Genomic DNA, 24,494 nt, shown 5'->3' on the forward strand with positions numbered 1-24,494 from the left:
ATATCAAGACTAATAAGACGAAGCGGGCACCGCGTGATGTGGTGCCCGCTTCAAGCGTTTAAGCGCTTAGTCCTCGTCGACCGGAACCAGGGAGATCTTGCCCCGGTTGTCGATATCGGCGATCTCGACCTGGATCTTGTCGCCGACGTTGAGCTCGTCCTCAACCTTCTCGATGCGACGGTCGCCGCCGATGTTCGAGATGTGCAGCAGGCCGTCGCGCCCCGGCAGCAGAGAGATGAAGGCACCGAAAGCGGTGGTCTTCACGACGGTGCCGAGGAAGCGGTCCCCGACCTTCGGCTGCTGCGGGTTGGCGATCGCGTTGATCTTCTCGATCGCAGCCTCGGCGGCCTCGCCACCCACGGCGGAGACGAACACGGTGCCGTCGTCCTCGATGGAGATGTTGGCGCCGGTCTCCTCCGTGATCTGGTTGATGGTCTTGCCCTTCGGCCCAATGACCTCACCGATCTTGTTCTGTGGGATGGAGATCTTCGTGATGCGTGGCGCCAGCTCGCTCATCTGGTCTGGCGCGTCGATGGCGTCTTCCATCAGCTGCAGGATCTCGAGGCGGGCGCTGCGCGCCTGGCCGAGGGCGGAAGCCAGCACCTCGGAAGGCAGGCCGTCGAGCTTGGTGTCCAGCTGCAGGGCGGTGACGTACTCGGAGGTACCGGCGACCTTGAAGTCCATGTCGCCGAAGGCGTCCTCCGCACCGAGGATGTCGGTGAGGCTGACGAACTTCTCCTTGCCATCGACGAGGCCGGAGACCAGGCCCATCGCGATACCCGCCACCGGCGCCTTCAGCGGCACGCCGGCGTTGTACAGCGAGAGCGTGGACGCACACACGGAGCCCATGGAGGTCGAGCCGTTGGAGCCCAGGGCCTCGGAGACCTGGCGGATGGTGTACGGGAACTCCTCGCGGGACGGCAGCACCGGGGTCAGGGCGCGCTCCGCCAGGGCACCGTGGCCGATCTCGCGGCGCTTCGGGCTGCCCACACGGCCGGTCTCGCCGGTGGAGTACGGCGGGAAGTTGTAGTGGTGGATGTAGCGCTTGGAGGTCTCCGGCCCCAGGGAGTCGATGGTCTGCTCCATCTTCAGGGTGTCCAGGGTGGTCACGCCGAGGATCTGGGTCTCGCCACGCTCAAAGAGGGCGGAGCCGTGGGCGCGCGGCAGCAGCTGCACCACGATGCCCAAGTCGCGAATCGAGGTGTGGTCGCGGCCGTCGATGCGGAAGCCGTCTTCCAGGATGCGCTGGCGCACGATGGTGCGGGTCAGGTCATTGTGAGCCGCACGGATCTCGGATTCACGCTCCGGGAACTGCTCGATCAGCGCATCGACGGTCTCCTGCATGTTCTCTGCGAGGGACTCGTCGCGCTCCTGCTTATCGGCGATCGTCATGATCTGCGCGACGTCAGCATCGCACTCGGCCTCGACGGCAGAGTAGACATCCTCGTCGAACGGTGGGAAGAGCTCGAACTCGCGGGACTCGGTGTCCACCGCGTCACGCAGCGCGTCCTGAGCGGCGCAGAGGGTCGCGATGAACGGCTTAGCGGCCTCGATGCCCTCGGCGACCACTGCCTCGGTCGGTGCCGGGGCGCCTTCGGCGATGCGCTCGACGACATTGTCGGTAGCCCCTGCCTCGACCATCATGACGGCGACATTCGGCTGGGACTTCTTGCCCCGACCGCCCTTCGCCGGTTCGGTCACGCGACCGGCGACGACCAGCTCGAAGACGGACTGGGACACCTGCTCGCGCGTCGGGAAGGCCACCCACTGCCCCTCCGGGTGCTCCTCATCGACGACCAGCGCCATGCGCACGCCACCGACAGAGCTGGACACCGGCAGGCCGGAGAGCTGGGTGGATGCGGACGCGCCGTTGATGGCGAGGACGTCGTACATCTCGTTCGGGTCGATGGACATCACGGTGATGACGACCTGCACCTCGTTGCGCAGTCCCTTGACGAAGGTCGGACGCAGCGGGCGGTCGATGAGGCGGGCGGCGAGGATGGCGTCCGTACCCGGGCGACCCTCGCGACGGAAGAAGCTGCCCGGGATGCGGCCGGCGGAGTACATGCGCTCCTCGACGTCCACGGTCAGCGGGAAGAAGTCGATGCCCTCGCGCGGGGAACGGGAGGCCGTCGTCGTCGACAGCAGCATCGTGTCCTCGTCCAGGTACGCGGTGACGGCGCCGTCCGCCTGTCGAGCCAGCAGGCCGGTCTCGAGGCGGAGGGTGCGGGAACCAAAGTCGCCGTTGTCGATGGTTGCGGTTGCTTCCCAGATCCCTGCGTCCGGGTCGACCATCTCAACGGAGACGTTCTTAGGAAGATTATTTTTCTTGGAGCTCATAGCGTGGGTGCCACGGCCTTTCATCACAAGTAGCGCCCGTTGCAGTCTTCAGATCATCGGTGCCGAAGGGGCGCTTAGAAGTCGGTCAATATTTCACCGACGAGCCTAGCACGCGCGCAGCAAAAACCCCGCCCGCGTGTGACACGCAGACGGGGTCGGAAAGCTACTGAGAGCCTCGGGGGCGGAAACCACCTCCGGATGCGATCGCTCTTAGCGACGCAGGCCCAGGCGCTCGATCAGGGAGCGGTAGCGCTCGATGTCGGTGGAAGCCAGGTACTTCAGCAGACCCTTGCGGCGACCAACCAGCAGCAGCAGACCACGACGGGAGTGGTGATCGTGCTTGTGATCCTTCAGGTGCTCGGTGAGCTGGGAGATGCGGGCGCTCAGCAGAGCAACCTGCGCCTCCGGGGAACCGGTGTCGGTCTCGTGCAGGCCGAACTCCTTGAGAGTTGCTGCCTTCTCGTCCTTGGACAGTGCCATGGATAACTCCTTGTTATTTCAGTCCGCGCTAAAGATTCTGAAAAGACCGCCCGAAGGCAGTCCGCGCGACTACCGCGAACCGCAGTCGCTGACCGAGTTACCCTAGCACAGCCTTGCGGGTAGCTGCCACATCGCGGTCGATGGCGGCGATGAGCTCGTCGAGGGAGTCGTATTTCTCTTGGCCACGGATTCGGGAGACGAAGCTGACGCGAACCTCGAAGTCGTAGAGATCGGCTTCGTGGTCGAGAACGAAGGATTCGACGCTGCGCGGCTCGTGGCCGAAGGTCGGGTTCGTGCCCACGGAGATCGCCGCGGGAAGCTTGGTCCCCACCGGCATGGTGCCCACCTTGTCGCTCAGCCCCTGGTGGGACAGCTCTGCTTGGTTCGGCAGGATCTCCAGGTAACCGGCGTACACCCCATCGGAGGGCAGCGCGTAGATATCCGGGAAGTACAGGTTGGCGGTAGGAAAGCCCAGCGCCCGGCCGCCCCGGCCTGCGCCGTGGGTGACCACGCCCTCCACGGAAAACGGACGGCCCAACGCCTCCGTCGCGGACTCCATGTCCCCCTCGGCGATGCGCTGGCGGATCCAGGTGGAGCAGACCGTGTGGTCGTCCTCAGAAAGCAGCGGAACCACGTCCACCGTGAAGTCCCGGCGCTGGGAGACCTCACGAAGCGTGTCGGGGGTGCCGGAGGCCTTGTGGCCGAAGGTGAAGTTCTCCCCCACCACGACGTGCTTGGCCCGCAGCGTGTCGAGCAGCGCCCGGTCGATGTATTCCTCTGGGGACCAGGAAGCGATTTCCGGGGTGAAGGCCTGGACGACGACGTGGTCGATTCCGAGGTCCATCGCCAGCTGGGCGCGCTCCTCCACCGTGCCCAGCAGCTTCGGAACGGATTCCGGCTGGAAGACCACGGTTGGGTGCGGGTCGAAGGTAAACATTACCGCGGGGACGCCGAGCTCCTTGGCCTTGGCCACGGCTCGGTTAATCAGCTCTTGGTGCCCGCGGTGCACGCCGTCGAACACGCCGATTGTCACGGCTGCGCCTTCGAGGTTGTGGGGAACACGATCAAGCCCGTACCAGATACTCACGTTGGGGATCTTAACCCATAGACTGGCGCCATGGCTCAAAAGCACTCCCCTTCCGAAAGCACCCAGGGTTCTGGCGACGAGGCGGCCCGCGCCACCGACCGGCCGTCGGGATCCCCTAGCCTGCTCGACCGTTCCGGTTTGATCATCCTCGATAAGCCCGCTGGGGCGAGCAGCCACGACATGGTCGCGAAAGTTCGCCGGGTTATGGGCACCAAGAAGGTCGGCCACTCCGGCACTCTGGATCCCATGGCCACCGGTGTGCTGGTGCTGGGCATCGAGCGGGGCACGAAATTCCTCGCCCACGTCGTCACGCACGACAAGCGTTACGAGGCAACGATGGCCTTCGGGGCTAGCACCGTCACCGACGACGTCGAAGGCGAGGTGCTGAAGACCGCGGACCCGACAAAGATCGATTCATTCACCGTCGAGGCAATGACCACACGGCTCGGCGAGATCTTCGCAGATTTCCAAGGGGAGATCATGCAGCGGCCGACCTCCGTGTCCTCCATCAAGATCAATGGACGCCGAGCCCACGAGCTGGTTCGGGAGGGCAAGGAGGTCGACATTCCTCCTCGCCCGATCACCATCCACTCGTTGAGCTTCTCCGATGTCCGTCGCGAAGAGACCGCCGAGGGACCTCGCTGGCTGGTCGATGTCAGCGTCCACTGCAGCTCCGGGACGTATATCCGCGCCATCGCCCGCGACGTCGGCGAGGCACTAGGGTTGGGCGGTTATCTCACCGCGCTGCGCCGCACCAGCGTGGGGCCGTTCGATATCGCTGAGGCCGTCACCCTCGAAGAACTTGCCGACACCCCGGAGCTGAGCTTGAGCCTCGATACTGCAATGCAGGTCTGCTTCCCCACCCGGCCGATCACCGAAGAGCAGGCAGCGAACCTAGCCCTGGGTAAGTGGCTGGAGCCAATCGGGTTGAAGGGGGTTCACGCTGCTGTGGATCCGCAGGGCCACGCGATCGCGCTGATTAAGGAGAAGGGTCGGCGTGCGGCCAGCGAGTTCGTCGCCCGCCCCCACGGGTTGGTTTAGGCGCGCACGCCCGCCATCGTCAGCGCGTAGCCTTCGGCTGCTGACCACAGGCCCTCAATGGCGGGAACCGGAGCGTTCCCGACGAGCAACCGGGCCTTAAAGCTCCCGTCCTCGCGGAGTTCGATGCGTGCCTGGTCGAAGTCCAGGAACTGCTGGGTCAGCGGGTACCAGGCCTTGTACACCGCCTCCTTCGCGGAGAAGAGCACCACTCCCAGGGATCCCTGGCCACCGTGGCCGCGGCCCAGCCGGCGGGACAGTCGCCGCAGGCCTGCACGCTCCTCCGGGCTCGCGATCGTTGCGAACACTCCCTCCGGGAGCGGAGTGAGTGGCTCGGCGTCGATGCCTAAGGAACTCCAGCGGCTGGCGCGCCCCACCACGGCCGCCCGGTAGCCGGTGGTGTGCGTCATCGAGCCGACAACCGGGGCTGGAAACTCCGGCATCCCCCGGTGGCCGCGCAAGATCGGTTGGTCCGGGATGAACTGCTCCATCGCGCGGTGGGCACACCACCGGGAGTCCCCGAATTCGGCCTTGCGACGGTCCACCGCGGTGGCGACGAGCTCCTGCTCCACGACGGGAAGACCGTGGTAGTTGCGCAGGTTTTCGGCCGAGGAGTGGTACTCGACGCACCGCACCCCGCTCAGCAGGCGCCCGGGTTGGAGCAGGGAGGGCACCCGCTGGAACTGGTGGTCGTAGGCCTGAATCGGCTCCGTCTGATGCGATGAGATCACAACGTCATTCCACATTGCCTACTTCCCTCCTCGCCTTTCCTCGAAACCAGCTTGTGGACCAGATGTGTGCGGGACGCGGATGACTGGATAGGGCCACAGGTCAAGCTTTTGCCGCGGGGGCAAGCTGCGCTTCCGTTCCCTCGGATAGCCCAGGGAAACTTCCACATGAGGCACACCATCAACTTCAACACCTAAAGGTATGTGAAGATGCCCGTGAATGACAGCTGCCGCGCGATAACGCCTACCCCACTGCTGGGTGTGCCGGGTGCCGGAGAACAGCCCGATCTCGGGGTATCGCACGCGCCGCAAGGATTCCTGCGCCAAGGGCCAGTGGTTCACGAGCACGGTGGGGCCAGTGACCTGCCCCAGGCGGCGCACCGAATAGGCCAGGCGCTCCCGGCACCACAGCGGGACATCCACGAAAGGCCGGATCATGTAGTAATCACTCAAGACCAGACCTTGCGCGTGCGCCTTGGCAATCGCTTCCTCCGGGGTGTCGGTCAGATCGCGCCAGGAGTGATCGTAGAGAGTGAACAGGGGGACGATGGTGTGCCCAGCGAACTGTTGGTACGGATCCTCCGGAGTGTAGATCCCAATGCGCCGGCAACGACGGATGAGCTCCTCGTATTTCGCTTTTCCCACCGGCCCGTGCCCTGCACGGGCGTAGAGCTCATGGTTCCCGGGCGCGTAGATCACCTTGGCGAAGCGCTGCCGAAGCTCGGCCAGCACGTCGATCACCACGTCCAGGTCTTCGGCGACGTCGCCTGCCACGATCAGCCAGTCCTCGGGGTTGCGGGGCCGCACCAGGTCGACGACGAGATCGCGGTTGCCGCGCGCACCCACGTGCAGGTCGCTGACGGCCCACAGAGTCACCGCATCCCGGGTCTCTTCCTCCCCCGCACCGCCGGCGACGGCGGCGGTGTAGGCGAGCTGCGCTGCCAGCGAATCATCTGCGCCCTGCATGCCCACCACCTTCATCGTCCGTCGTTATCCGGCCCGCGACTTTATCGTCGTCCAGCCACGCTTAAATCATATTGCCGAGGAAAGTTCCTAGAAAACTCAACCCTACGTTGCCTCACCGTGGCTTCAAGAAAGAGCAAGGTCAGCCGCTTGGGCCTCTCTCCCCTCCCCTAGGCTGCCGTGGCGCCCTGGGTGCCTCGCTCCTCCCGCTGATCAGCGCTCACCGTCCAGGCGTCACCGCGGTAGCGCCACAGAACCGCGCCGAAACGGATCAGCATGAAAGCAGCCAACCCTGCCCATACCCCGATCAGGCCGACGTCGAAAGCGAGGCTCAGCCAGACCAGTGGAATGAAGCCAATGACAGCCGCCGCGATGCTGGCATTGCGCAGGAATGCCACGTCCGCGGCTCCCAGCAGCACCCCGTCCAGTGCGAAGACGGCTCCGCCGATCACGATGATGGAAACGAAGACCCACCACGGTCCACCAATCTGATCGAGCACGGGAGCGTCGGCCGTAAAGAGCTGGGGAACCGCCCGCGACCCCAGCCCGAAGAAGACCGCCAGCACCACCGAAGCCCCCAGCGAAAACTTCAACACCTGGCGTGCCACGGAGCGGGCCGCTCGCGCCGAACCAGCGCCCAAGGCGGCCCCCACCAAGGCTTGGGCAGCAATCGCGACGCTATCCAGCAGCAGAGACACGAGGTTCCACAGTTGCAGCAGAATCTGGTGAGCGGCCAGCGCCGGGGCTCCGATCCGCCCGGCCACCGCCGCTGCGGAAAGGAATGCCGCTTGGAAGGACAGAGACCGGGCGATGAGGTCACACCCCATCGCCAGCTGCGTGCGGATCACCCTCCCGTTGGGGCGCATCGAGCGGTGATCCCCGAACTTGCGCCAGTGAAACACCAACGCCCCCAGGAAACACGCGGCGATGATCAGCTCACCGGCGACGTTCGCGATCGCGGATCCCACAAGCCCCCAGCGGCGTACGGCCAGTGGGACAGTCACAGCCATGGGGATGACCCCGGCCAGCGTGAAATAGAGCGGGAGCCGCGTGTTGGACAGTCCCCGCAGCCAGCCGTTACCCGCCATGATGAACAGCGCGGGAATCACCGACAGGCTGGTGACTTTAAGCCAGTTGGTGGCCTCGGCCGCCACCTCGGCGTCTCCGGATAAGGCAAGGGAAATGGTCGGGGAGAAAAAGAACAGGCCCACCGCGAGCACCGTCCCAACGCCGAGTGCGATCCAGGAGGCCTGAATGCCCTCGTAGACAGCATCGGTGGTGCGCCCTGCCCCGAAGTGCCGCGCGGCGCGGGCTGTGGTGCCGTAGGAAAGAAAGGTCAGCTGCGTGGTGACGGTGCTCAGCACCACCGCACCCGTCGCGAGTCCAGCCAGGGAGGTTGCCCCCAGGCGCCCGACGACGGCGGTGTCCAGCAGCAGGTACAGCGGGGTGGCTGCCAGCACGATGAGCGCCGGCCAGGCCAGCGCGAGGATCTTTCGGGTTCCGACGTCCTCGAACTCCCGCAGCGTTGTGGGCTCCTGCACCGTGGCTTTCCTTCAGATCCTCTTCTCGGCGAATTTTCTTCCGCGCGCACCCGGCACCCGGTCAGGGCGCTGGGGCTGCGCAGGCAGCGCTAGTCGCGCTCCTTATAAGGGTTAGCCTCGCCCGCCGGCTTGGCCTGGGCAGCCTGGGCACGCACGGCCTCGTCCTTCGCGCGAGCCTCGGCGAGCAGCTTCTCCATGTGAGCGGACGCCTCCGGGACGGTGTCGTGCACGAAGCTCAGGGTCGGCGTGAAGCGGACGCTGAGCTGGTCGCCCACGATCTTTCGGAGCTGCCCCTTGGCGCTCTCCAGCGCGGCGGCAGCCAGCGGAACATCCGGCTCCTCGTCGATGGATGCGCCACGGACGGTGTAGAACACGCTGGCGTCGTGCAGGTCGCCGGTCATCCGGGTGTCCGTGATGGTCACGTACTCCAGGCGTGGGTCCTTGATCTCCCGCTCGATGGCGACGGCGACGATCTGTTGGATGCGCTTGGCCATGCGCGCGGCGCGAGCATTATCAGCCATGATGTGGCACTCCTTTTCGGGCGGGGCCTTCACGGTCCCGCCGGGTAGTGATGTAAAAACGGCAAAAGCCGGGCGCTGCCCCGCCGCCCCCGTTTCCGGGATTGCGGCGGGCTAGCAATCGCCCAGCTTAGCTAACCGGTGTTGACCAGTTAGTCGCGAGGGACCTCGACCATCTCGTAGGCCTCGATCCGGTCGCCGACCTCGATGTTCGGGTAGGACAGCACCATACCGCACTCGTAACCGTGCGAGACCTCGGTGACGTCGTCCTTCTCCCGGCGCAGCGAGTCGATCGTCGCGTCCTCGGAGATGACCTTGCCATCGCGGACAAGGCGAACCTTGGCGTTGCGGCGAACCTTGCCGGTCTCCACCATGCAGCCTGCGATGAGGCCGACGGCGGAAGCCTTGAAGATCTGGCGGATCTCCGCGGTACCGATCTCCTTCTCCTCGTAGATCGGCTTGAGCATGCCCTTGAGGGCAGCCTCGATCTCCTCGATCGCCTTGTAGATGATCGAGTAGTAGCGGATGTCCACGCCTTCGGCGTTGGCCGCCTCGGTGGCCTTGCCCTCGGAGCGGACGTTGAAGCCGATGATCACGGCGTCGGAGGCCGCAGCCAGGTGGACGTTGGTCTCGGTGACAGCACCGACACCACGGTCGATGATGTTCAGCGCGACCTCGTCGTCGACCTCGATCTTCAGCAGGGCGTCCTCCAGTGCCTCGACGGTACCGGCGTTGTCGCCCTTGAGGATGAGGTTGAGCGTGCTCGTCTCCTTGAGCACCTCGTCCAGGTCCTCCAGGGACACGCGCTTGCGGGAACGGGCTGCCAGCGCGTTACGACGGCGGGCGTCGCGGCGGTCCGCGATCTGGCGGGCCGTGCGGTCCTCGTCAACAACGAGGAGGTTATCGCCGGCACCGGACACGCTCGTCAAGCCGAGAACCTGGACCGGGCGGGACGGGCCAGCTTCCTGGACGTCGTTGCCGTGCTCGTCGATCATGCGGCGCACGCGGCCGTAGGCATCGCCGACGACGATGGAGTCGCCGACGCGCAGGGTACCGCGCTGGACGATGATCGTCGCGACCGGGCCGCGGCCACGGTCGAGGTGCGCCTCGATGGCGACACCCTGGGCGTCCATGTCCGGGTTCGCGCGCAGATCCAGGGACGCGTCGGCGGTCAGCAGGACGGCCTCCAGCAGCTGGTCGATGTTCTGGCCCTGCTTCGCAGAGATGTCAACGAACATCGTGTCACCGCCGTACTCCTCCGGCACGAGGCCGTACTCGGTGAGCTGGCCACGGATCTTGTCCGGCTGTGCGGTCGGCTTATCGATCTTGTTCACCGCGACCACAACCGGGACGTCCGCAGCCTTGGCGTGGTTGATCGCCTCGACGGTCTGCGGCATCACGCCGTCGTCAGCAGCAACGACGAGGATCGCGATATCCGTGGACTTCGCACCACGAGCACGCATTGCCGTGAAGGCCTCGTGACCCGGGGTATCCAGGAAGGTGACCGGGCGCTCGACGCCCTCCATGTTCACGCTAACCTGGTAAGCACCGATGTGCTGGGTAATGCCACCGGCCTCGCCGGAGCCAACGTTCTCCTTACGGATGGTGTCCAGCAGGCGGGTCTTACCGTGGTCGACGTGACCCATGACGGTGACGACCGGCGGGCGCTGGGCGAGGTCTTCGTCATCGCCCTCGTCCTCACCGAACTGCAGGTCGAAGGACTCGAGCAGCTCGCGGTCCTCGTCCTCTGGGGAAACGACCTCGACCTTGTAGTCCATCTCGTCGCCCAGCAGCTGCAGGGTCTCGTCGGAGACGGACTGGGTGGCGGTCACCATCTCACCGAGGTTGAACAGCGCCTGCACCAGTGCTGCTGCGTCAGCGTTGATCTTGTCCGCGAAGTCGGCCAGGGAGGCGCCGCGGGCGAGGCGAATCTTCTCACCGTTGCCGCTCGGCAGCTTAACGCCACCCACGACCTTCGGTGCCTGCATTGCCTCGTACTCATTGCGCTTCTGGCGCTTCGACTTGCGGCCACGGCGCGGTGGACCGCCCGGACGGCCGAATGCACCTGCGGTGCCGCCACGACGTCCGCCGCGACCGCCACGTGGTCCCGGACCACCTGGGCGGCCTGGACCGCCTGGGCGACCGCCACGGCCACGACCGCCGCCGAAACCGGCTCCGGACTTGGCGGGCATCTGACCCGGGCTCGGGGTGGCTGGCATCATCGCCGGGGATGGGCGACGGCCGCCGCCCTGGCGTGCTGCCTGGCCACGGCCGGCGCCGCCACGGGTGCCGCCTGGGCGAGGCATGTCGCCAGGGGTGGCTCCGCCACGCGGGCGCGGTGGGCGCTCGGTGGTGGAGGAGAACGGGTTATTAGCAACCCGCTGCGGGCGCGCGCCCGGCTTCGGACCCGGCTTCGGGCCCGGCTTGCCTGCGGCGCGAGCTGGCTTCTGTCCCGGCTTCGCAGCCGGCTTCGGTGCAGCCTGGCCCGGCTTTGGCGCAGCCTCAGCCGGGGTCGGGGTCGCCTTCGCGGCCGGTGCAGCCTTCGCTGCAGCAGCAGGGCTTGGCTTCGCGCTTGGCTTGGCTGCCGCGGTACCCGGCTTCGGTGCAGCCTTCGGCTTCGCCGCAGGCTTGGCACCCGGCTTCGGACCACGCTGGGTGCTGTCCGGAACACTGCCAGCCTGCGCCAGCGGGGACGGCGGCGTCGTCGGCTTGGACTCCTGCGCGACGCCGTAGAACTGCTTCATCTTCTTGACGACAGGGGGCTCCACGGTGGAGGAGGCTGTCTTAACGAATTCTCCCTGTTCCTTCAGGGTTGCAAGGAGTTCCTTGCTGGTCACACCGAGCTTCTTCGCAAGCTCGTGTACACGTAGCTTTCCGGCCACTACTCTCCTTCGATATCTCGGAGCCGGTGGCCTTATGCGGAAAGGCTACGTCCGGCTCCCTTTAACGTTTCTGGTTCATCGCTGATGCCGCTTCATCGTGCGCTCATCAGTTCAGAGTGCTTTCAAACATGTCGGGCTCCGTCAACTGATAAATCGTTAACTGTCCATGGAACGTTCAACGCGACGGGTCAATGTTCTTGAGATCCCTCGCGTCCCAGCACCGCCCATAACTCCTCGAAGTCCGGCGTCACTGAGCCCAATCGCAGGGCGCGGTGGAATCGCCGTTGTTCGATGGCCTTCTCGAGGGCCTCTGCGGTGGGGCTAAGCCACGCGCCGCGGCCCGGGAGCCGACCGTGAAGATCTGGCACGATGCGGGTTGTCCCGTCGTCGCTGTGCTGGGCTACACACCGGAGGAGCTCGGCGGTGGGCTTCACCTTTCGCGTGGCGATGCACGTGCGCAGCGCGACGTGCGCCGTGGCCTTCCGCGCGAGCGCCGGGTCCGCAGCCGATTCGGCGTGCGAGCCTTCGCGTTTCGCTCGGTCCTCCACAAGCTCACTTTCTCTCGAGCACAACAAATGCGTGGTCCAGCACGTTGACCAGCCCCCAGTCTACGTGAAAAGCCTGTTAGGGGTTAACCCACCCCCATTTCAGCGTTGTGACAGCTCCCTGCGCTGATCCCCGTTATCCCACCCCTCAATGACTCGCGGCCCCGCCGGATCCGGCGGGGCCACCCTAGCGAACCTCCCCCACGTTGAACTTCAGCGGCGCTAGTTCGCCTGCTCGCCCTCGCCAGCCGAGTGCTCCTCTGGCGCGGCGTCGGACTTAATGTCGATCTTCCACCCGGTGAGACGCGCGGCGAGGCGAACATTCTGCCCCTCCCTACCGATCGCCAGCGAGAGCTGGTAGTCCGGAACGACCACGCGAGCGATCTGCTGCTCTGCGTCGATCACAGTCGAGGAGACGAACTTCGAGGGCGAGAGCGCATTGCCCACGTACTGCGCCGGGTCATCGGAGTAGTCGATGATGTCGATCTTCTCGCCGCCGAGCTCACCCATGATGGCCGACACGCGCTGGCCACGCGGGCCGATGCACGCCCCCTTGGCATTGAGCCCCTTGATCGTGGCGCGGACTGCGATCTTCGTGCGGTGCCCCGCCTCGCGGGCGATGGACATGATCTCCACGGAGCCGTCGGCGACCTCCGGAACCTCGAGCTCGAACAGCCCGCGAACCAGCTCGGGGTGGGTGCGCGACAGGCTGATCTGCACGTTGCGGTCGGCGTGCTTGATGACGTCCGTGACGAAGGCCTTCACGCGGGTGCCGTGCTTGAGCACTTCGCCGGGGATGTGCTCGGCGGGCAGGATCTGGCCGTCGATGCCGTCCGCCTCGGTACCGATGTGGACCACGGTAATGCCGCGCTCGTTTGCGCGTGCGTCGCGGGTGACGACACCGGAGACGATGGTGTGGCGGATCGGCGAGTACTCGTCGTAGCGCTGCTGGACGCGGGCTCCCCCGATCCGGCGGCGGATCGCCTCGCGCATCGCCAGCGCGGTGGTGCGGTCGAAGTTCTCCGGGGTCTCGTCCAACCGACCGGTGACGTTGCCCTCCTCGTCGCGCTCCACCTGGTAGATCGCCACTGCACCAGAGGTGGGGTCGATCTGGACGTCCACCTCGCCGGCGAAGGCGCTCTGGTTGCGGTAGGCCTCCTTCAGGCCGTTGGCGATGGCGTGGATCAGCTCGTCGACCGGCACGCCCTCCTGCCGCTCGATGGCGCGCAGCGTAGCAAGATCAATATTCACTTGTACTCCTCATCGACTTCTTGTCGCTTAGGCTTCGTCACTCTTCGCGAGCTCATGGTACTCGGCCATGGTCAATCCGAGTAATTCCTGCTCGGCTGCTGGCGCGGGTGAGAATTCAACCTCGATGGTGGACCCGGCTAGCTCAGCACGCGGGTAAATCTGCACCGGTGCCTGCGGGGTCTTCTTCCCCGCCTTCTTGCCCTGGAACTTCTTCCCGGCCTTCTTCTTGGCTGCGGGCAGGATCGCGACCTCGTCATTCTCGACGGCCGCAATGCGCCCCTTGCCCCCTCCCGGCAGGTTGGCGAGGCGGCCAATGTTGCGCTGGAAGTGGCGAGCCTCTCGCAGCGGGAAGTCCAGCCCAGGGGTCGTCACCTCGAGGGTGTAGCTCGGCCCGAGGTCAATCTGCTGTGCTTCCTCGGCCGCATCAAAAGCAGCACCAATCAGCTGGGAGGCTTCCTCGAGCAGGTCGAGGTCCGGGCGTTCGTCCGCATCCACGGCGATCTTCACGCTGGACTTCGCCCCAGCCCGGGTAAAGGTGAGTTTTTCCACATCCAGTCCGCACTTCTTCGCCTCGTCGGCTGCCAATGCGCGGAGCTTTTCATCAAGAGCGGTTGCCATGCCTTGCACCCTACCCGCCGGTGCGGTGCCCAGCGGAATGTGTGGCACCATAGTGGCTGTGAATCCGGACTCTCCTCAGAATCAACGCCTCCATCTCCCCGAGCGCTCTAGCGCCGCCCCAGCACTCACTCGGCGTGGCGTGCTCAAAGCGGGGGTCGCGGGGCTGGGGGCGGTGCTCGCGACGGGCCTGCTCTCGGCCTGTAGCATCGACGAGGCCTCCGAGGCGCTTAACCGTGTGCGCGGTGGCTTCGAGCCCAATGAGCAGCTGCGCTCAATCGGAGCGGTGATGCGCTCGGCTCTGGATCGGGCCGACACTGAGGAAACGGAGTTCATCCGCCGCCAGATCGGAGTTCTCGAGAAAGAATTCCTGCGCCAGTGCGGTACCGACGATGAAGGCCAGCGGGACCCGCAGTGCAGTTTCGAGGACGCAGACGGTGGCGGCAGCGGTGACTCACCCACTTCCAGCACCGCGGCGTCCTCTACCGACGAAAGCTCCGGGACCAGCAGAACAAGGAAGGGCAAGGATTCCGCAGCTGAGCGCAGGCAGCTCTTCGCCGGTATCCAACGCGAGCTGCTGGGCGCCATCGAAAGCCCGGAGTTGCCAGACGCGGACGCCCACGAGAAGGACTCTCATGGCCGCACCGTGACCCGGCAAGAGTTCCAGACTCAGCTGCTGGTGGGCCTCTACAGCGCAACCGCGCCCGTCGCCGGTGCGCCACAGCGCGAGGATATCGCCGAGCTGCTCGAGGATCCTGAGGTCGTGGGCCGCGGGAACACGAAAGCTCTCGGTGAGGATCTGAAGGACGCCCTGGACTCCGTCTACGGGGCGATCCAGGCCGCCGGGGTCGCGCTGGCGGCCGACGACGGCTCCGCACGCAAGCAACTGGCAGCCGCCGGAGATGGTGCCCGACTGGCCCGCGACGTCGTCACCGCGATGATCACACCCGCCGCAGACGACAGCGCCGAGAAGCCCGAGGACGCAGAAGGCGCCTACGAGCCCCCTGCTGGCTTCGGCGTATCGAAGGCCACCAAGGCCCCCGCGAGCGCCAAGGAGGCCCCCGCTTTCCTGCACGCCGCACTCGCCGCCCCGCTTTCCCAGCTACGCTTGCTCGCTGGCCGCGCCGAGACCGGGCCGCTGCGGGTGGCTCTGGCGCAGGCGTGCGCAGCACTGAGCCGTGCCCAGGGCCAGCTGGAGTTGGCCCAGGGGCTTGGGCCCGAAGCAGTGGTCCTGCGAGGTGGGGACTAGCAACGCCCCCTTATCTCTCTGCGTAATCCGCTGAGCTCACCCCCACCGGTTGCCCCACGCCTACCCCGCTGGCGTGGGGCAGGTTCTTAGGCCCGGGCTGCCTTCGTGATGACGTCGACGGCGTCCGCGTAGTCGATCTCGGAACGCTCGTCGTTCAGACGATCTCGCAGCTCGACCTTGCCCTCGGCGAAGCCGCGCCCAACGACCACGACCTGTGGCATGCCCAGCAGCTCGGAGTCCTTGAACTTCACGCCCGGGGAGACCTTCGGGCGATCGTCGAAGAGCACCTCCAAGCCCGCATCCGACAGTGCCTCGACAAGCTCGCGTGCAGCCTCCCCCGCGGCTTCGTCCTTGTTAGCGATGACCACGTGGACGTCGTAGGGGGCGATGCTGTGCGGCCAGCGCAGCCCCTTCTCGTCGTGCATCTGCTCGGCGACCACGGCCAGCAGGCGGGAGACACCGATGCCGTAGGAGCCCATCGTCGGGACGGTGCGTCGGCCGTTCTCGTCCAGGATCTGAACGTCGAAGGCCTCGGTGTACTTCCGCCCCAGCTGGAAGATGTGGCCGATCTCGATGCCGCGCGACAGGGTGAGCACACCCTTGCCATCCGGGGATGGGTCGCCCTCCCGAACCTCGGCGGCCTCAACATAACCATCCGGGGTGAAATCGCGGCCTGCGACGAGGTTGGAGTAGTGACGATCCTTCTCATCCGCGCCGGTGATCCAGGCGGTGCCCTTGACCACACGGGGATCGGCGAGCACGCGCAGGTCGTTATCCGCGAACGTGCGGGGGCCAACGAAGCCCTTGACGAGGAAGGGGTACTTCTTGAAATCCTCATCATCGGCCAGTTCGACGACCGCCGGCTCCAGGGAGGCTTCGAGACGCTTCATGTCAACCTCGCGGTCGCCCGGCACGAGCACTCCGGTGAGCTCAGGGGCGTACGGGTTACCGTCCTCATCCTCGCCTGGGCGGGTGACCTTGCACACGATGCACTTGAGGGTGTCCTTCGCCGTCACCGGAGCCCCGTCGACAGTCAAGCCCGCCTCGTTGGCCCACTCCACGAGGGTCTCGATGGTGTCGGCTCCAGGGCTCTCGTGGCTTACTGCCTCCGGCTTATCCTCGACCGACTCCTCAGCCGGCGGAATGGAGACGACAGCTTCCACGTTGGCGGCGTAGTCGGACTCCGTGGAGCGAACGAAGGTATCCTCGCCGTCCGCGGCCACCGCCAGGAATTCCTCGGAGGCCGAACCACCCATCGCTCCAGAGGTCGCGTAGCAAATGACGTACTCGATGCCGAGGGTGTCGAAGATCCGCTGGTAGGCCTTGCGGTGCAAGCGGTAGGACTCATCCAGGCCTTCGTCGGTCATGTTGAAGGAGTAGGAGTCCTTCATGACGAACTCACGGCCGCGCAGGATGCCAGCGCGCGGGCGGGCCTCATCGCGATACTTGGTCTGGATTTGGTAGAGAACCTTCGGGAAATCCTTATAGGAGTTCAGCTCCCCCTTGACGAGCCAGGTGAACAGCTCCTCGTGGGTGGGACCGAGTAGGTAGTCCGCCTCCTTCCGGTCCTTGAGGCGGAAGAGCTCGGGACCGTATTCGTCCCAGCGCCCGGTGACCTCGTAGGGCTCCTTCGGCAGCAGCGCGGGGAACATCAGCTCCTGACCGCCGATGGCATCCATTTCGCGCCGAACAACGTTTTCGACCTTGCGCAGGACGCGCAGACCAATGGGGAGCCAGGAGTACACACCCGGTGCAACGCGGCGGATATAGCCAGCTCGGACAAGCAGCTTGTGACTGGCGAGTTCTGCATCAGCTGGGTCGTCACGCAGCGTGTGCAGGAAGAGGGAGGACATGCGGGTAATCATGATGCTTAGCCTACAGCCCCGACCCTGCGTGGCACGCCACCGGCTAGCATGTTTTCATGCTCATCATCCTGCCTCCGTCGGAAAGCAAAACAGTGGGCGGCCAGCCCGGCCCGGTCGCCGTGGATCAGCTGGCCTTTCCCGGGTTAGTGCCAACCAGAAAACACCTGCTCAGTACCCTTGAGGAGATGGGCTGCAGTTTCCTTGCAGCCCAAGAAGCACTGTCGAAGAACTCGGGTTCTGCAGAAGCCGCAGAAGAGCGGATTCGCTCCTTAGACAAGATGATCGGGATCCGTGCTACCCAGCACGCTGAGCACGAGTCCAACGCCGCCGTCGCTTCCTCCGAGCTACTGCCCGCGGTGGAGCGATACACCGGGGTGGCCTACGATGCCCTCGACCCAACGGGGCAACGCACCGGCCTGCCCCTCCCCGCGGACGCGCGTGCAAGGCTGGCGATCGGTTCCGCGCTCTTCGGGGTGATCGCCGCCGACGACTTGATCCCCCGCTATCGACTCTCTGCCGGCTCCAAGGTGCTCGTGGACGGTCAGCCCCGCACCCTGCGTTCCCAGTGGACGAAGCCGGCCGAGGGCAACCGCATCGGCGAGGAGCTCGCCCGCTGGCGGGAGGATCGCGCCGCCGACACGGATGGCGCTGGCGGCGGGATCATTGACCTGCGCTCCGGTGGTTACCGGGACCTCGGAAAAGTTCCGGGCGCGGTGAGCTTGCGCGTGGAATCCGAGTACCCGGACGGCAGCCGCAAGGTCGTCAGCCACTTCAACAAGCACTACAAGGGGCTAGTTGCCCGGGAGCTGGCGTTGGCCGGTGGACACCTGCCCGCTGACCCGCAGTCAACCGGCGAGCTGGCGGAGGCTTTCGCCCACCGCATCGGTGACGTGGAGGCGTTCGTCGAGGCGAATTTCCGCACGGAGGTGCGTAACCCCGGCGAGGTCACGCTCATCGTTCCGGCCGAATAAGCGGCGAGTCCCCCACTTAGCGCAGCTAGAAAGCAGCAGCCAAGCCCTTGATCCGGCGCTCGCTGACCCGGCCGACCACGATGATCGCCGGTGGCTTGATTCCTGCCGCGTCGATCGTTTCCCCAAGGGTCCCGAGAGTGGTTTCCGTGATCCGCTCGCCGTCGATGGAGGCCGACTCGATGATCGTCACCGCCTGCTCGCGAGCGCGTCCCTTGGCGATGAGCTCAGCCGCGATTGCCCCGGCGTTCTTCACGGCCATGATCAGCACCAACGTGCCGGTCAGCCCAGCCAGCGCCTCCCAGTTCACGAGCGACTTCTCGTGGCCCGGGGGCACGTGCCCGGAGACGATCGTGATGTCGTGAACCCAGCCGCGATGGGTCAGCGATACGCCGGCCAGCGCTGGCGCGGAGGTCGCGCTCGTCACCCCGGGGATGACGGATACCGGCACCCCGGCGGCCGCACATGCTTCGGCTTCTTCTAGTCCCCGGCCGAAGATGAAAGGGTCCCCGCCCTTCAGGCGCACCACCCTCTTGCCCTGTTGAGCAGCCTCGATGAGCATCTCGTTGGTTTTCTCCTGGGCTACCTGCTTGCCATAGGGGATCTTGGACACGTCCACGAGTTCCACCCCGCGCTCGGCTGCCTCCTCGGCGAGACTGAAGGGACCCAGGTGGTCGGCGAAGATGATGTCGGCTCCCTCAATGGCTCGCTTCCCTGCGACGGTGATCAGCCCCTCACCGCCGGGGCCACCGCCCACCAGCGTCACGGTCCCCGAGCCAGAGCATTCCCCGCCCCTGTCCCCCGCATTCTGCGCTTCCTCGGTTCCGCCCCCAAGGTTATTGACCGGCACGCCGTGCTGCTCAGCTGCTGCGATCAGTTCCGTGGCACCCGGGGTCTGGCCCGGGAGCACGACGAGGGCGGTGGCAGCCCAGTCAATCTCCGACGCCGCCCCGGCAGGGCTGGTGGTGACGATGGCGCCTGCGTCACGGCAGCGCTGGGCGACGAGCTCGGCGTCGGGGCTGCCGACCGGGACAAGGACGTGGACGTTGCGCAGGGAAATACTCATAAGCACAGCATAGTAGACCGAGCGGTCTAGAATCTCAACCCCCACCAACAGCGAAAAACCGCCCGCCCCGAGGGCAATCCTCTCGGGCGGGCGGCCTGCGGGCAGCGGAAGCTACTTAGCCAGCTTCAGCGCCTTCTGGGAGCGGTCCCACTGCTCCTGGAACAGGGCCTCGTTCTTCACCAGGCGCTGGCCGTAGGACGGGATCATCTCGCGCAGCTTCGGAGCCCACTCAGCCATGTGGCCGCCGAAGCAGCGCTCCAGCACCTCGAGCATGGCAGCCGGGGCGATGGAAGCGCCCGGGGAGGCGCCCATCAGGCCGGCGATGCTGCCGTCGTTGGAGTTGATCAGGGTCGTACCGAACTCCAGGGAACCGAACTTCGGGGCGCCGATCGGCTTGATGACCTGGACACGCTGGCCAGCGATGACCAGCTCCCAGTCCTCATCCTTAGCCTCCGGCATGTACTCGCGCAGGGACTCCATCTTCGCGGTCTGGTCCTTCAGCAGCTCCTCGACCAGGTACTTGGTCAGGCCGAACTCCTGCAGGCCAACACCGATCATGGACGGCAGATTGCCCGGACGCAGCGACTTGAACAGGTCCAGGAAGGAACCGGACTTCAGGAACTTCGGGGTCCAGCCGGCGTATGGGCCGAAGAGCAGGCCCTTCTTGCCGTCGATCACGCGGGTGTCGAGGTGTGGCACGGACATCGGCGGGGCACCGACGGAGGCCTTACCGTAGACCTTCGCGGCGTGCTTCTCGATGAGCTCCTCGTTGGTGCAGCGCAGCCACTGGCCGGAGACCGGGAAGCCACCGTAGCCCTTGATCTCCGGGATGCCGGCCTTCTGCAGCAGCGGCAGTGCCATGCCGCCGGCGCCGATGAAGACGAAGTTGGCGGTGACGACGGAGGTGTCGCCGGTGTGGCGGTTCTTGACGGAGACCTTCCACTTCGCGCCGTCGCGCTTGAGGTTGACGACCTCGCTGCCGTAACGCACCTCGACGCCCTCAGCGGTCAGGGCGTCGACGTACTGGCGGGTCAGCGCACCGTAGTTGATGTCGGTGCCCTCCTCGAACCAGGAAATCGCGGTCGGGTTGTTGAAGTCGCGGCCCTCCGCCATCAGCGGCAGGAACTCACGGAACTTCGTCTCCGAGTCCGAGAACTTCATGTTCGGGAACAGCGGGTTATCCTTCAGGGCCTCGTAGCGGGCCTTCAGGTAGTCCACCTGATCCATGCCCTGAGCGAAGGAGACGTGAGGAACCCGGTTGATCCACTCAGACGGCTCGCCCAGGATGTCGTTCTCCACGAGGTGGGACCAGAACTGGCGGGAGACCTGGAACTTCTCGTTGACACCGACGGCCTTGGAGACGTCGATCTTGCCGTTGACCTCCGGCGTGTAGTTCAGCTCGCACAGCGCGGAGTGGCCGGTGCCTGCGTTGTTCCACGGGTCAGAAGACTCGGCGGCCGGGGTGTCCAGGCGCTCGAGAATCAGCTGGCTCCATTCCGGCTGGAGCTGCTTCAGCATCACAGACAGGGTGGTGGAGATGACGCCGGCGCCAACCAGCAGGACGTCGACGGTATCGTTTTGAGAACTATTCGTTGCCACGGTTTCCTCAATCCTTCACGGAAGAAAGCTTTGTCACGCTTCTTCAACCATACGCCTGTGCCTTTTCGATCCATATTCAGGCCTGCCCTTATACCCCTGAAAAAGTTGAATATGATCGATCCCGATGAATGATTCCACAGCTATGAATAACGCCCCGGCCCACGGTGGCAACACGTCTTCCCGGCAGCTGGACGATGTCCTCACCGATCCGCGAGGCGCCAGCGTCGCAGAACTGACCTTCGGGCCGGATCTTCTGGGCCCGGGTTTCGGGGTCCACTACGTCGAGATGGGCGACGATCCTGACGGCGAGACCCCGGTGCGTTTCGCCCTCGTCCGCTACTTCCCCGCCGAGGCTAGCGGGTCGACAGCCGCCACTGCGGTCTCCGACCCGACCCGTAATTTCTACGCGCGTCCCGCCCTACTTTTCGTCCACGGGATGACGGATTACTTCTTCCAGGACCACGTGGCCCGCTTCTTCCACGAGGCCGGCTACGCGGTCTACGCCATCGACATGCGCAAGTGCGGCAGGGCGTGGCGGGAAGGCCAGACCTGGCACCACGTAACCAGCCAGGCCATCTATGACGAGGACCTCTCCATCGCGCTGGGGCTCATCGGTACTGCCCACCCGACCGTCGTTGCGGTGGGTCACTCCACCGGCGGGCTGGACGTCACCACCTGGGCCGGCCGGCTCAATGCTGCTACTCAGCGCGATCCTTCCAGCGCGGAGGCCGGGCTGCACGGCATGCTCGGCGCCGTTGTCGGCAACTCCCCCTGGTATGGCATCCAGTTCGACGGCCTCGTGGGCTTCGTGATCAAGCGGGTCTTCCCGCAGCTCGCCAAGGTCGCCCCGCACATTCCCCTGCCGGAGGGCATCAACCCTTCCTATGGGCACTCACTTCACGCCGATTACGCGGGCGAATGGGACTACGACCTTGAGCTCAAGCCCATTGAGCCCCGCAAGAAGTACGTCAGCTGGATGGCCGGTGTGGTCCGCCAGATCGCCGACCTCCAGGCGGGCCATTGTGACACCGGCCTGCCGACCCTGGTGCTCACCAGCGACGGCCACTACTTCGGGCGCGGGCTCACGGACGCGACCTACGTCAATGACCCGATCCTCAAGCCGGAGCAGATGTGGCAGACCGCGCCGAAGGTCTCCCCTCATGCACACATCGAGGTCATCGCAGACGCCACCCACGATGTCTTCCTTTCCCGCCCCGCGGTGCGCCGTCGCGCCCTGAATGCGACTGCGGACTGGCTGGCCGCCCAGGGCATCGCCGGCAACTAGCTGGCCACAAACCGGCCTCGTGGCCGCCGCCTGTTTTTCGCGCCTAGGCTGGCAGGCATGAAGAACATGAATGCCGAGCAGAACACCGCACCGGGAGAGATCCAGGACTTCGACATCATCATCGTTGGCACCGGGTCGGGGAACACGATCCCGGCTCCGATCAACGATGAGAAGACCATCGCCATCGTCGAAAAGGGTGTCTTCGGTGGCACCTGCATCAACGTCGGCTGCATCCCGACGAAGATGTTCGTCCACACCGCGGATGTGGCTCGCTCCTTCCGCGTCGCCGACAAGCTCAGTCTGACTGGCTCGCTGGAGCACGTGGACTGGAAGGGCATCCAGCAACGCGTCTTCGGTGACCGCATCGATCCCATCGCCGAGGGCGGTGCGGCCTACCGCGCCGGGGACGAGACCCCGAATATCACCCTCTTCCACGGGGAAGCGGCGTCCTTCGTCGCTCCCCGGACGCTGCAGATCGGCAACGGCTCCGACGCGCCCGTCATCCGGGGCAAGGACGTGGTGCTGGCCACCGGCACCCGCCCGTGGATTCACCCCGTCCTCGCCGACTCCGGCGTGCGCTACCGCACCAACGAGGACATCATGCGCCTGGATACCCAGCCCGAGTCGCTGATCATCCTGGGCGGTGGCATCGTCGCGGTCGAGTTCGCCGCGATTTTCGACGCCCTGGGCACCAAGGTCACGGTCGTCAACCGCAGCGAGCGTCTCCTGCGCAAGCTGGACGCCGAGATCTCCGAGGCTTTCACTAAGCAGGCCCGCGAGCAGTGGGATACCCACCTCGGGGTGGAACCGCGCTCGGCGCGCGAGACCGACAACGGGCAGGTGGAGCTCACCCTCGACGACGGCACGGTGCTTCTCGCCGACGAGATCCTCGCCGCCCAGGGGCGCATCAGCAACGCGGACACGCTGGCACTCGAGGCCGCTGGCGTCGAAAAGAAGGAGAATGGGAAGATCAAGGTCGACGAATTCGGCCGCACCACGGCCGAGGGGGTATGGGCGCTGGGCGATGCCTCCAACGACTTCGATCTCAAGCACGTCGCGAACCAGGAGGCGAAGGTCATCCAACACAACCTCGCCCACCCCGAGGACCTGCGCGCCAACGACTACCACGCCGTCCCCAGTGGCGTGTTCACCCACCCGCAGATCGCGGTGGTGGGGATGACCGAGGAGGAAGCCAAGGACACGGGCCGGGAGCTGACGGTGAAGGTGCAGCGCTACGCGGATGTGGCCTACGGCTGGGCGATGGAGGACACCACCGGCTTCTGCAAGGTGATCGCCGACCGCAAGACTGGCGAAATCCTGGGCGCGCACATCATGGGGCCGGAGGCTAGCACGCTGATTCAGAGTGTCGTCACTGCGATGGCCTTCGGCATCGATGCCCGCCGCTTCGCCACCGAGCAGTACTGGCCGCACCCTGCGCTGACCGAGCTGGTGGAAAATGCCCTGCTCGGCCTGGAATTCGACTAGCCCCCTAACCCCGGCTCTCGCCCCTGCCTCGCGCTGCTGTCACGCCGAGCTAGTCCGGGAACCTGGGGCTGGAGGCCCCGGGGGCTGGTGTGTGAGTTACTCCTCGCTCGGCAGGGTGAGGACCTCGTAGCCCTCCTCGGTGACGACGAGGGTGTGCTCGAACTGGGCGGTCCACTGTCGGTCGCTGGTCTGGACGGTCCAGTCGTCATCCCAGATCTCGTAGTCCAGCCCACCCAGGTTGATCATCGGCTCGATGGTCAGGGTCATGCCCGGCTCCAGCAGCGTCTGGTTGCTCGGGTTGTCGTAGTGCAGGACGATCAGGCCATTGTGGAAGGTGGGGCCCACGCCGTGGCCGGTGAAATCGCGGACCACGTTGTAGCCGAAGCGCTTAGCGTAGGACTCGATCACGCGGCCAATGACGTTGATCTCACGGCCGGGCTTGACGGCCTTGATGCCGCGCCACATGGCGGCCTCGGTGCGCTCGACGAGGAGGCGGTGCTCTTCGCTGACGTCCCCGGCGAGGAAGGTCGCGTTCGTGTCCCCGTGCACGCCGTTCTTGTAGGCGGTGACGTCGATGTTGACGATGTCCCCGTCCTCGATCACCGTCGTGTCGGGAATGCCGTGGCAGATGATCTCATTCAGGCTCACGCAGGTGGACTTCGGGAAATCCCGGTAGCCCAGGGTGGAGGGGTAGGCGCCGTGGTCGCACATGTACTCGTGTGCCACGCGATCGACCTCGTCGGTGGTCACCCCGGGGCGGACGGCCTTGCCCGCCTCCTGGAGCGCATCAGCGGCGATGCGGGAGGCTTCGCGCATCTTCTCGATGGTCTCTGGATCCTGGATCCAGGCCTCGCCGATGTTTTCCTGGACCTCGGCCTTCCACGCGTATTCCGGCCGCTCGATGTGGGCGGGCACGGTGCGGATCGGGGTTGGCTTACCTGGGGAAAGTGCTGCTCTGGTCATAGTGCCCGATGGTACCCCTCGGGCAG

At 65.6% G+C, this 24,494-nt stretch carries 20 protein-coding genes; 5 read left to right on the top strand and 15 right to left on the bottom strand.

Annotation, left to right across the window (positions count from 1 at the left end; genetic code table 11):
• Positions 1–66: 66 nt before the first annotated feature.
• From HMPREF3088_RS06925 to HMPREF3088_RS06935, 3 genes are all read right to left on the bottom strand, one after another.
• On the bottom strand, positions 67–2,340 hold the full coding sequence (locus HMPREF3088_RS06925) for a polyribonucleotide nucleotidyltransferase (RefSeq protein ID WP_210401504.1): 2,274 nt from the start codon (positions 2,338–2,340) through the stop codon (positions 67–69).
• Between the two features lie 210 nt (positions 2,341–2,550).
• Positions 2,551–2,820 (bottom strand): 30S ribosomal protein S15, encoded by a 270-nt coding sequence (gene rpsO, locus HMPREF3088_RS06930; RefSeq protein ID WP_070759039.1) that lies wholly within the window; start codon positions 2,818–2,820, stop codon positions 2,551–2,553.
• Between the two features lie 97 nt (positions 2,821–2,917).
• The gene (locus HMPREF3088_RS06935; RefSeq protein ID WP_083317348.1) at positions 2,918–3,946 is read right to left on the bottom strand and encodes a bifunctional riboflavin kinase/FAD synthetase; all 1,029 of its coding nucleotides are present in this window, start codon (positions 3,944–3,946) and stop codon (positions 2,918–2,920) included.
• Here HMPREF3088_RS06935 and truB point away from each other — a divergent pair.
• Complete coding sequence (gene truB, locus HMPREF3088_RS06940; RefSeq protein WP_070759041.1) at positions 3,938–4,948, top strand: tRNA pseudouridine(55) synthase TruB; 1,011 nt, start codon at positions 3,938–3,940, stop codon at positions 4,946–4,948. The genes HMPREF3088_RS06935 and truB overlap by 9 nt on opposite strands.
• On the opposite strand, the gene HMPREF3088_RS06945 is transcribed toward truB, so the two are convergent.
• The 8 genes from HMPREF3088_RS06945 to rimP form a co-directional block, all read right to left on the bottom strand.
• Positions 4,945–5,691, bottom strand: coding sequence for a 4'-phosphopantetheinyl transferase family protein (locus HMPREF3088_RS06945; RefSeq protein WP_070759042.1), 747 nt, complete (start codon positions 5,689–5,691; stop codon positions 4,945–4,947). The genes truB and HMPREF3088_RS06945 overlap by 4 nt on opposite strands.
• Before the next feature lie 3 nt (positions 5,692–5,694).
• A complete protein-coding gene (locus tag HMPREF3088_RS06950) occupies positions 5,695–6,639 on the bottom strand; it encodes a metallophosphoesterase family protein (protein ID WP_070759076.1) in 945 nt (314 codons plus the stop codon).
• Positions 6,640–6,806: 167 nt separating this feature from the next.
• A complete protein-coding gene (locus HMPREF3088_RS06955; RefSeq protein ID WP_070759043.1) occupies positions 6,807–8,177 on the bottom strand; it encodes an MATE family efflux transporter in 1,371 nt (456 codons plus the stop codon).
• An 89-nt stretch (positions 8,178–8,266) separates the two neighbouring features.
• On the bottom strand, positions 8,267–8,698 hold the full coding sequence (gene rbfA / locus HMPREF3088_RS06960; protein WP_070759044.1) for a 30S ribosome-binding factor RbfA: 432 nt from the start codon (positions 8,696–8,698) through the stop codon (positions 8,267–8,269).
• Positions 8,699–8,847: 149 nt separating this feature from the next.
• Positions 8,848–11,577, bottom strand: coding sequence for a translation initiation factor IF-2 (gene infB, locus HMPREF3088_RS06965; RefSeq protein WP_070759045.1), 2,730 nt, complete (start codon positions 11,575–11,577; stop codon positions 8,848–8,850).
• A 188-nt stretch (positions 11,578–11,765) separates the two neighbouring features.
• A complete protein-coding gene (locus HMPREF3088_RS06970; RefSeq protein ID WP_070759046.1) occupies positions 11,766–12,125 on the bottom strand; it encodes a YlxR family protein in 360 nt (119 codons plus the stop codon).
• Positions 12,126–12,344: 219 nt separating this feature from the next.
• The gene (gene nusA / locus HMPREF3088_RS06975; protein ID WP_070759047.1) at positions 12,345–13,373 is read right to left on the bottom strand and encodes a transcription termination factor NusA; all 1,029 of its coding nucleotides are present in this window, start codon (positions 13,371–13,373) and stop codon (positions 12,345–12,347) included.
• Between the two features lie 27 nt (positions 13,374–13,400).
• A complete protein-coding gene (gene rimP / locus HMPREF3088_RS06980; RefSeq protein WP_070759048.1) occupies positions 13,401–13,991 on the bottom strand; it encodes a ribosome maturation factor RimP in 591 nt (196 codons plus the stop codon).
• 139 nt (positions 13,992–14,130) lie between these two features.
• Here rimP and HMPREF3088_RS06985 point away from each other — a divergent pair, with 139 nt between their 5' ends.
• Positions 14,131–15,237 (top strand): hypothetical protein, encoded by a 1,107-nt coding sequence (locus HMPREF3088_RS06985; RefSeq protein WP_246818093.1) that lies wholly within the window; start codon positions 14,131–14,133, stop codon positions 15,235–15,237.
• 86 nt (positions 15,238–15,323) lie between these two features.
• Here the strand turns inward: HMPREF3088_RS06985 and HMPREF3088_RS06990 are convergent, their stop codons facing one another.
• Positions 15,324–17,102 carry a proline--tRNA ligase gene (locus HMPREF3088_RS06990; RefSeq protein ID WP_070759050.1) on the bottom strand — a complete coding sequence of 593 codons (1,779 nt, stop codon included), beginning with the start codon at positions 17,100–17,102 and terminating at the stop codon, positions 15,324–15,326.
• 56 nt (positions 17,103–17,158) lie between these two features.
• Here HMPREF3088_RS06990 and HMPREF3088_RS06995 point away from each other — a divergent pair, with 56 nt between their 5' ends.
• Positions 17,159–18,073, top strand: a complete 915-nt coding sequence (locus HMPREF3088_RS06995) for a YaaA family protein (RefSeq protein ID WP_070759051.1) — start codon at positions 17,159–17,161, stop codon at positions 18,071–18,073.
• 25 nt (positions 18,074–18,098) lie between these two features.
• On the opposite strand, the gene cobA is transcribed toward HMPREF3088_RS06995, so the two are convergent.
• Together cobA and mqo are read right to left on the bottom strand one after the other, a co-directional pair.
• The gene (cobA, locus tag HMPREF3088_RS07000) at positions 18,099–19,136 is read right to left on the bottom strand and encodes a uroporphyrinogen-III C-methyltransferase (RefSeq protein WP_246818094.1); all 1,038 of its coding nucleotides are present in this window, start codon (positions 19,134–19,136) and stop codon (positions 18,099–18,101) included.
• A gap of 111 nt (positions 19,137–19,247) precedes the next feature.
• On the bottom strand, positions 19,248–20,735 hold the full coding sequence (mqo, locus tag HMPREF3088_RS07005; RefSeq protein ID WP_070759052.1) for a malate dehydrogenase (quinone): 1,488 nt from the start codon (positions 20,733–20,735) through the stop codon (positions 19,248–19,250).
• Positions 20,736–20,859: 124 nt separating this feature from the next.
• Between mqo and HMPREF3088_RS07010 the strand changes: the two genes are divergently transcribed.
• On the top strand, positions 20,860–22,020 hold the full coding sequence (locus HMPREF3088_RS07010; RefSeq protein ID WP_070759053.1) for an alpha/beta hydrolase: 1,161 nt from the start codon (positions 20,860–20,862) through the stop codon (positions 22,018–22,020).
• A 57-nt stretch (positions 22,021–22,077) separates the two neighbouring features.
• Positions 22,078–23,505 carry a mycothione reductase gene (gene mtr, locus HMPREF3088_RS07015; RefSeq protein WP_070759054.1) on the top strand — a complete coding sequence of 476 codons (1,428 nt, stop codon included), beginning with the start codon at positions 22,078–22,080 and terminating at the stop codon, positions 23,503–23,505.
• A 96-nt stretch (positions 23,506–23,601) separates the two neighbouring features.
• Here mtr and map read toward each other — a convergent pair whose 3' ends face one another.
• Positions 23,602–24,468 (bottom strand): type I methionyl aminopeptidase, encoded by an 867-nt coding sequence (gene map / locus HMPREF3088_RS07020; RefSeq protein ID WP_070759055.1) that lies wholly within the window; start codon positions 24,466–24,468, stop codon positions 23,602–23,604.
• Positions 24,469–24,494: the final 26 nt, after the last annotated feature.

It is taken from the genome of Corynebacterium sp. HMSC22B11 (assembly GCF_001815965.1).
GTDB lineage: Bacteria > Actinomycetota > Actinomycetes > Mycobacteriales > Mycobacteriaceae > Corynebacterium.

What these genes read in the sequence shown, in the direction of transcription:
- rbfA (WP_070759044.1), bottom strand. Translation starts at nt 8,698, where the DNA reads ATGGCTGATAATGCTCGCGCCGCGCGCATGGCCAAGCGCATCCAACAG.
- HMPREF3088_RS06950 (WP_070759076.1), bottom strand. Translation starts at nt 6,639, where the DNA reads ATGCAGGGCGCAGATGATTCGCTGGCAGCGCAGCTCGCCTACACCGCC.
- HMPREF3088_RS06945 (WP_070759042.1), bottom strand. Translation starts at nt 5,691, where the DNA reads ATGTGGAATGACGTTGTGATCTCATCGCATCAGACGGAGCCGATTCAG.
- HMPREF3088_RS06990 (WP_070759050.1), bottom strand. Translation starts at nt 17,102, where the DNA reads ATGATTACCCGCATGTCCTCCCTCTTCCTGCACACGCTGCGTGACGAC.
- map (WP_070759055.1), bottom strand. Translation starts at nt 24,468, where the DNA reads ATGACCAGAGCAGCACTTTCCCCAGGTAAGCCAACCCCGATCCGCACC.
- rimP (WP_070759048.1), bottom strand. Translation starts at nt 13,991, where the DNA reads ATGGCAACCGCTCTTGATGAAAAGCTCCGCGCATTGGCAGCCGACGAG.
- mtr (WP_070759054.1), top strand. Translation starts at nt 22,078, where the DNA reads ATGAAGAACATGAATGCCGAGCAGAACACCGCACCGGGAGAGATCCAG.
- HMPREF3088_RS07010 (WP_070759053.1), top strand. Translation starts at nt 20,860, where the DNA reads ATGAATGATTCCACAGCTATGAATAACGCCCCGGCCCACGGTGGCAAC.
- cobA (WP_246818094.1), bottom strand. Translation starts at nt 19,136, where the DNA reads ATGAGTATTTCCCTGCGCAACGTCCACGTCCTTGTCCCGGTCGGCAGC.
- HMPREF3088_RS06995 (WP_070759051.1), top strand. Translation starts at nt 17,159, where the DNA reads ATGCTCATCATCCTGCCTCCGTCGGAAAGCAAAACAGTGGGCGGCCAG.
- truB (WP_070759041.1), top strand. Translation starts at nt 3,938, where the DNA reads ATGGCTCAAAAGCACTCCCCTTCCGAAAGCACCCAGGGTTCTGGCGAC.
- HMPREF3088_RS06925 (WP_210401504.1), bottom strand. Translation starts at nt 2,340, where the DNA reads ATGAGCTCCAAGAAAAATAATCTTCCTAAGAACGTCTCCGTTGAGATG.
- rpsO (WP_070759039.1), bottom strand. Translation starts at nt 2,820, where the DNA reads ATGGCACTGTCCAAGGACGAGAAGGCAGCAACTCTCAAGGAGTTCGGC.